We start from the raw sequence: 6,910 nt of genomic DNA on the forward strand, positions 1-6,910 counted from the left end.
GTGTAGTAGTCGGCAAATGAACGTTGCCCGCCGGCCTGCTGATAATTGGCGGTATAAGCGCGCACGTTCTCCAGGGAAAAGATGCCCTGCTTGGCTTTTTCCAGCGACGCCGGGTTGATGTCGGTGGCGTAGATGATGGTGCGTTCCAGCAGGCCCTCTTCACGCAGCAAGATGGCCATGGAATACACCTCCTCACCCGTGCTGCAGCCAGCGATCCAGATCTTGATCGACGGGTAGGTCTTGAGCAACGGCACCACTTCCTGGCGAATCGCCAGGAAGTGCGACGGGTCGCGAAACATTTCGCTCACCGGGATGGTCAAGAACTGCAGCAACTGCATGAACGCGGCCGGGTCGTGCAACACGCGCTCTTGCAGTGCGGAGATGGTCGCGCAGTCGAACTGACGCAAGGCATGGGCCACACGGCGTTTGACCGACGCGCCCGAGTAATCACGAAAGTCATAGCTGTACTTGAGGTAAATCGCCTCGATCAACAGGCGCAGCTCAATATCGCTGCTGGTATCCAAGAAACACTGCTCCACTTAAATGCGTTCCATCTTCGGTAGCCATACGCGAATCAGTGAGAACAGGCGGTCCAGGTCAATCGGCTTGGCCAGGTAATCGTTTGAGCCTGCTGCCAGGCAACGTTCCTGATCGTCCTTCATGGCCTTGGCCGTCACGGCAATGATTGGCAGTTTTTTCCAGCGTGGGTCCTGGCGGATCAAAGCGGTGGCTTCGTAACCGTCCATCTCCGGCATCATTACGTCCATCAGCACCAGGTCGATATCGTCCACTTCATTGAGTCTGTCGATGGCTTCCTGGCCGTTACGCCCGATCACCACCACGGCGCCTTTGTGCTCCAGGGCGCTGGTCAGGGCGAAGATATTGCGTACATCGTCGTCCACCAATAGGATTTTGCGCCCTTCAAAGACCTTGTCGCGGCTGCGGGCGGTCTTGAGCATCTTCTGACGGTCATGGGACAACTGCGATTCGACTTTGTGCAGAAATAGCGTCACTTCATCCAGCAGGCGCTCGGGCGAGCGCGCGCCCTTGATGATGATCGAGCGTGAATACTTGCGCAGTTCGGCCTCTTCGTCCCGGGTCAGGTTGCGCCCGGTATAGACGATCACCGGCGGGAACGAGCAGATATCCTCGGTGGCCATGCGCTTGAGCAGCTCGTTGCCGAGCATGTCCGGCAGCTTGAGGTCGATGATCATGCAGTCGTAGATAGTGGTGCGCAGCAGGTCGAGGGCCTCCTGGGCAAAGCCTACGGCGGTGATCTCGATGTCATCGTCGCCGATCAGGCGGGCAATACTGTCGCGCTGCAGGTCATCGTCTTCCACCAGCAGGATGCGCTTGACCTTCTGGGTCAACTTGGCTTCAAGGCGAGCGAACACGTCCTTGAGCTCTTCGCGGGTGGTGGGCTTGACTGCATAACCGATGGCGCCCATGTGCATGGCGGCTTCGACGCGGTCTTCCACGGAAATCACGTGCACCGGGATGTGGCGCGTGTTGGCGTGTTCCTTGAGGCGCTGCAGCACGGTCAGCCCTGAATGGTCGGGCAAGCGCATGTCCAGCAGGATGGCGTCGGGGATGTACTGCTCGGCAAGGCTGTAGCCCTCGTCGGCACCGTGGGCGACCAGGCAGTGGTAACCCAGCTCGTGGGCGAGGTCGAACAGAATGCGCGCAAAATTCGGCTCGTCTTCCACCACCAGGATGCAACGGGTGCTGAACGGCGCCTTTTCGCGGTCGTCGGCAAAGCGTGGGATCAGCTTGGCGTCGGCCACCGGCAGCGGCGACACCTTGACGGGCGCGGGCGCTGGCGCGACCACCACTTGGCGCGGGGCCTCGATGGGCGCCGCGTCCTCGTCGCGTTCAACATATCGTTCCGGCAACACCAGCGTGAAAATACTGCCTTTGCCCGGCTCGCTGGTCACGCTGATATAGCCGCCCAGCAAGGTGGCCAGGTCACGGGAGATCGACAAGCCCAGGCCCGTACCGCCGTAACGGCGATTGGTGGTGCCATCGGCCTGGCGGAAGGCTTCGAAGATGCTTTCTTGTTGATCCGGGGCGATACCAATGCCGGAATCGCGCACCGTAAAGGCAATGCCCTCCCCCGGCGCGCGCGACACCGACAGGCTGACCTCGCCCTGTTCAGTGAACTTGATGGCGTTGGACAACAGGTTCTTGAGAATCTGCTCCAGACGCTGGCGATCGGTAAACAGCAGGGTTGGCGAGCCTTGCTGCACGTCCACCTGGAAGCCCAGTTTGCGGTCCATTGCCAGCGGCTCGAACATGCCGCGCAGGCCATCCACCAGGCGCTCGACACTGGCATTTTCCGGGCGCACTTCCAACTTGCCGGCTTCGACCTTGGAAATATCCAGGATGTCGTTGATCAGGTTGAGCAAGTCATTGCCGGCTGAATAGATCGACTCGGCAAACTTGACTTGCTCGGCGCTGAGGTTTTCCTGGGGGTTATCCGCCAGCAGTTTGGCCAGGATCAGCGAGCTGTTCAGCGGTGTGCGCAGCTCGTGGGACATGTTGGCGAGGAATTCGGACTTGTACTTGCTGGAACGCTGCAGCTCATCGGCGCGGTCTTCCAACTCCAGTTGGGCCTGGTTCAGCTCGATGTTCTTGCGGTCCATGGCGTCGCGCTGTTCGGCCAGGGTCTGGGTCTGTTCGGCCAGTTGCTCGTTGGTCTGCTCCAGCTCAGCCTGCTGGGTTTCCAGGTGGGCCTGGGATTCCTTGAGGATGCGCGACTGCTCTTCCAACTCTTCGTTGGCGGTCTTGAGTTCTTCCTGCTGCACTTGCAGTTCTTCGTTGAGCTGCTGGGTCTCGGCCAGCACTTCCTGCAAGCGCTGGCGATAGCGCGCGGCTTCGATAGAGGTGCCGATATTGCCGGCGATCAGTTCCAGCAGTTCAACATCACGCTCATCCAGCGGGCGCAGGAAACCCAGCTCGACCACGCCGTTGACGCGGTCGTCATCGCTGGTGGGTACCACCAATACGCTGCGGGTGGCGCCCTCGCCCAGTCCCGAGCTGACCTTGAAGTAATCCACCGGCACATCGTCCAGGCGAATCAGGCGATCGCGCTGGGCGGCCTGCCCGACAATGCCTTCGTCGCTATAGATCGACTGTTCCTGCTGTTCCTGCTCGCGGGAGAAGCCATAGGTGGCCACGCGCTTGAGGCCGCCGTGTTCTTCGCGCACGTACAGCGCCGCGACGGCCGAGCCCATGTACTGGGCAAAGAACTGCAGGATATTACGCCCCAGCATGTTCAGGGTCAGTTGGCCCAGCACTTGCTCGGCCAGTTCGGTCTGGCCATTGCGCAGCCAAGCGGTTTGCTCAAGGCGCCGTGCAATCTTCTGCTGTGACGCGAGGTTTGCACTGTAACTCTTTGAAAGTGAAATTAAATTCTTTCTGCCGATGTAGGCAAGAAAACCACTCAACCCCAGTACAAACACCAGGTACAACGTGACACTGATCACCGTCGTACGGGTGACTTCTGCGTTACGGGTGATACGGAACTGCTGCTCCATCGCCACCGCGTCTTCGTATTCCTTGCGGATCTCGTCAGTGAGCCGCTTGCCCCGGCCCGCCTTGACAGCGCCTCGGTAATCGCCGCTGTTACGCTGCAGCTCAATCATCGACTGCGCGTAGTTGTTCCATTCGGTTTGCAAGGTTTCCAAGCGCTTGAGTCGGTCGACCTGCTGCGGGTTGTCGGCTACCAGGTCTTGCAGATTGCGCAGGTCTGCAATGATCCGCGGCTTGGCCACTTCGTACGGGTCAAGGAAATGCTCGTCACCGGTGATCAGGAAGCCGCGCATACCTGTTTCCAGGTCAACCGTCAGTTTGGACGTCTCATTGAGGTTGTTAATGACGCGGTCGGTGTGCTCCACCCACTGGATAACCGAAAGCAAATAGGTAATCAGGCAGACGAAAAACACCGCGCTGAGCACGCCCACGCCCAAGGGCAAGGCCACGTTTCGGCTCAGCAGAGTACGGAAGCTTTTTTCATCGACGGACGACGCGGGTGTCATGGGCATGCCTTGGCCAAATGCGGAAAAACCGCAAGTTTGCCCGAATAACCGGGCTAAAAGCTATGTTTGTGCGTTGATTGGCAAGCAAAACCTTCCGACCGCTTGGGCCTGTCGCGCTGACTCTGGACGGAGTTTGGCAGCCCCTCACTATCTTGAAACAGATCTCACCATCGCAAATCGGGGGCGTCGTCGCGTTGTGCGTAGTCAGACGCTCCCCCTTCTAAACACGCGCGTCCAGGCGGCCCTGGGTCGGTTCGCCTGCCTGTCGGGCCCGGGCGTCGAAGGTGAGTCTCATACAGTGTTACGAGTTGGGTTCGGAACCTCGCCAGAACCTCTTCCCACACATCGATACGTGTTTGGACCACGGAGCGGTCGCAGGCACACATAAATTCTCTTTGCGAACCAGGTACTTTGTATGACGAAGATATTGCACAGTTTCCAGCCTGATATCCTTGCACATTTACCCAAGCCACCCCCCATCATCAAACTCCCACACACGCCGCTCACGCCCCCGCAATCTCCCGAAGTCCCGGGCACTCCCGACGTCAGCAACCTTGATCTCAACGAGCAACTGGGCAACCGTCAGAATTTGAACACGCTCGGTGATGCCTTGGTCGGGATCGCCGAGCGCTTGGGCAAGGACGCGTCCGCCCATGACGTATTGGCAGCGCTCAAGGCCACCTCGATGGAGGTTCATCCGGACTCAGCGGCTCGCGCCGTGATGGGGGCTCGCACCACGCTTGAATCTTTTATAAAAAGCCTGGGGCTGCCGCTACCCAACAGTCACTTCGGCATATCTGGCCTCTCGGTGGCGGTGCTCGACCGTGCGCAAATCCATCCGCTGGGCAACCTGGAGGGCGCATTGGGCTGGCCCGTGCCGATGAGTGCCGATGACCAGCAGCGCTTGCACAACCTGGCTCTCAATTACGCCACCGCGCCGGATCAGCCAACCGTCAAGCAAACCCCTGGTTCGTTGCTGGCGTATTTACGCGAGCAAACCACCCTGGCGCCCGACGTCTTGGGCGATCCGGTCAAAACCCTGAACGCACTGGTGAGTTCCCCCGCGGCGCAGCAACTGGGCAAGAGCCTGCAGGAAGGTATGCAACACGTCGCCACGGATAGCAGCGCCATGGACCACCTCCTGGCTGCCATGACCCTGCAACTGGACCCCGAGTCCATCACTGAGGCCAATCGCAACCTGACAGCCGGCTTCGATCTGGCCCACGAAGATCACTGGAACCAAACCGCTGACAAGGTGGTGCAAGCGTTGGGCAAACATTTGGTAGCCAACGGCAAGACCAGCCCCGATCTGGCCGGCGTCGCCGCTTATTTATTGCTGGCATCCCGCGCACCGGTATTCCTGATCAAGGACATCCCCTCAACCGTGACCTATGGAAGCCCGGCGTGGGTCAACCTGGCCGTTGCCGCAACGACAATTGAAGCCCAGACTCCCGGCCGGGTCGCGAGCATGACCTTCGCAGAAGTCATGCTCGAGGCCGAGAGCGCCGGCCTGGCCGACCGCTCAGTCACTCACGATGCGCAACGTGAAGCCCTGATCGACTGGGGCGTTGTGCAGGGCGTACTAGTCAAAAAAGCCGATCACCTCTACAGCGCTGAAGAACTGGCTGCCCTGCTGAGTGAATTCGAGGCGCGCACGGCGTCGATGACCTCGGCGACTCAAGTTTTTGAAAAAGAACTGCCCTCCCGTGCGCTGAAAGCCGACACCGTACTCAAAGAGCGCTTTCCCGGCCTGGAAGCGCTCTACGATAAAAGATTGATTCACGTGTCGTATCAGAAGCGCAGGCCCTGGGGAGATGTCTTCTATGAACCCGGCCCGGTCGGGCCGCACTCGCTCAGGGACATCGTGATGATGGACTTGAAAGGGCCGGTTCGCTACAGCAGCAGTGATTCGCGTATTCCTTTGGATAAGTTGAATGCCATCTCCACGTTTGGCGTGCTTGAGTCGTTCAACCAGGAATTCAAGGCCGCCATCAATGAAAAGAAAGTCGCGATGAACACTGCCATAAGGCACTTGATCTCCCAACTGCCGCTGGAAGATAGAAAGAATTTCGAATTAGGCAAACTTTCATTTTTTTATAATCAATCCACGACCCTGAGCACAGAACTCATTCCGATCTGGGGTAACACGCTTCACCCCAAAGAAGAACCGTTGTTAGTACGCGTAGAACGCGGTGGCAAGGCGACTGATTATGAAATCAGCTTCAAAGAGGGGTCGATTCGAAGCTTTCTCCCCAATAGAGCAGAGCCCAAGACGACAAGAAATGGCAACGTAAAATGCGAAACCATAGCCTTCAGTCCTTCAAAAGGTGGCAGCTCGCTTCGCAAGGAACAGCCCCCGACGGACAAAGCCGTACCTGACAGCTTCAATGGCGCTCGTAGTCAACTCATCGCAGATGCGTTTGTGGAACATACCAATTTTGATGATGAGGCCATCCTGGAGCAGGCACGGGGCCTCACTTACCACGATAAGAATGAGAAACGGGCCAATGCGATCAGCAACTTCATTTTAGAACTGGTGCCGTTTTATTCGGCTATCAATTGTTTTCGCAAGGGCAAAGTCTTCGAGGGTCTGAGTCACTTGGACATGGACCTGTTCGGGTTCGTGACCGCAGGGATGTCCACTGCCGGGAAAATGATCAAGATTGCCGGCACCACGGCCTCCGCCGTCAGCAAAGGGGCGCGCGCGGCCAAGGTCATCGGCATGGCGACTTTCAGCGCACTTAACCCGTTGGGTGGGTTGGGTGATGCGGCTATCGGGGGGGCGCGGCTGGCTGGTAAGGGCCTTCAGTTTCTTCGAAACAAAGCCACCAAGGCGGCGAATGCAATTCGCGGTGCTACCGGCAGTTACGATG

3 protein-coding genes are annotated in these 6,910 nt (G+C 58.6%); 1 reads left to right on the forward strand and 2 read right to left on the reverse strand.

Annotation, left to right across the window (positions count from 1 at the left end):
• Together GIW04_RS26180 and GIW04_RS26185 are read right to left on the reverse strand one after the other, a co-directional pair.
• On the reverse strand, nucleotides 1-539 hold a 539-nt coding region (locus tag GIW04_RS26180; RefSeq protein WP_442962809.1), incomplete at its 3' end, for a CheR family methyltransferase.
• Nucleotides 540-4,037 (reverse strand): response regulator, encoded by a 3,498-nt coding sequence (locus GIW04_RS26185; protein ID WP_120248062.1) that lies wholly within the window; start codon nucleotides 4,035-4,037, stop codon nucleotides 540-542.
• 415 nt (nucleotides 4,038-4,452) lie between these two features.
• On the opposite strand from GIW04_RS26185, the gene GIW04_RS26190 reads away from it, so the two are divergent.
• A partial coding sequence (locus tag GIW04_RS26190; protein WP_236479339.1) for a hypothetical protein occupies nucleotides 4,453-6,910 on the forward strand: 2,458 nt, incomplete at its 3' end.

Origin of the sequence: Pseudomonas sp. PA-4-8C, assembly GCF_021606625.1 — a bacterium.
Taxonomy (GTDB): Bacteria; Pseudomonadota; Gammaproteobacteria; order Pseudomonadales; family Pseudomonadaceae; genus Aquipseudomonas; species Aquipseudomonas lactis.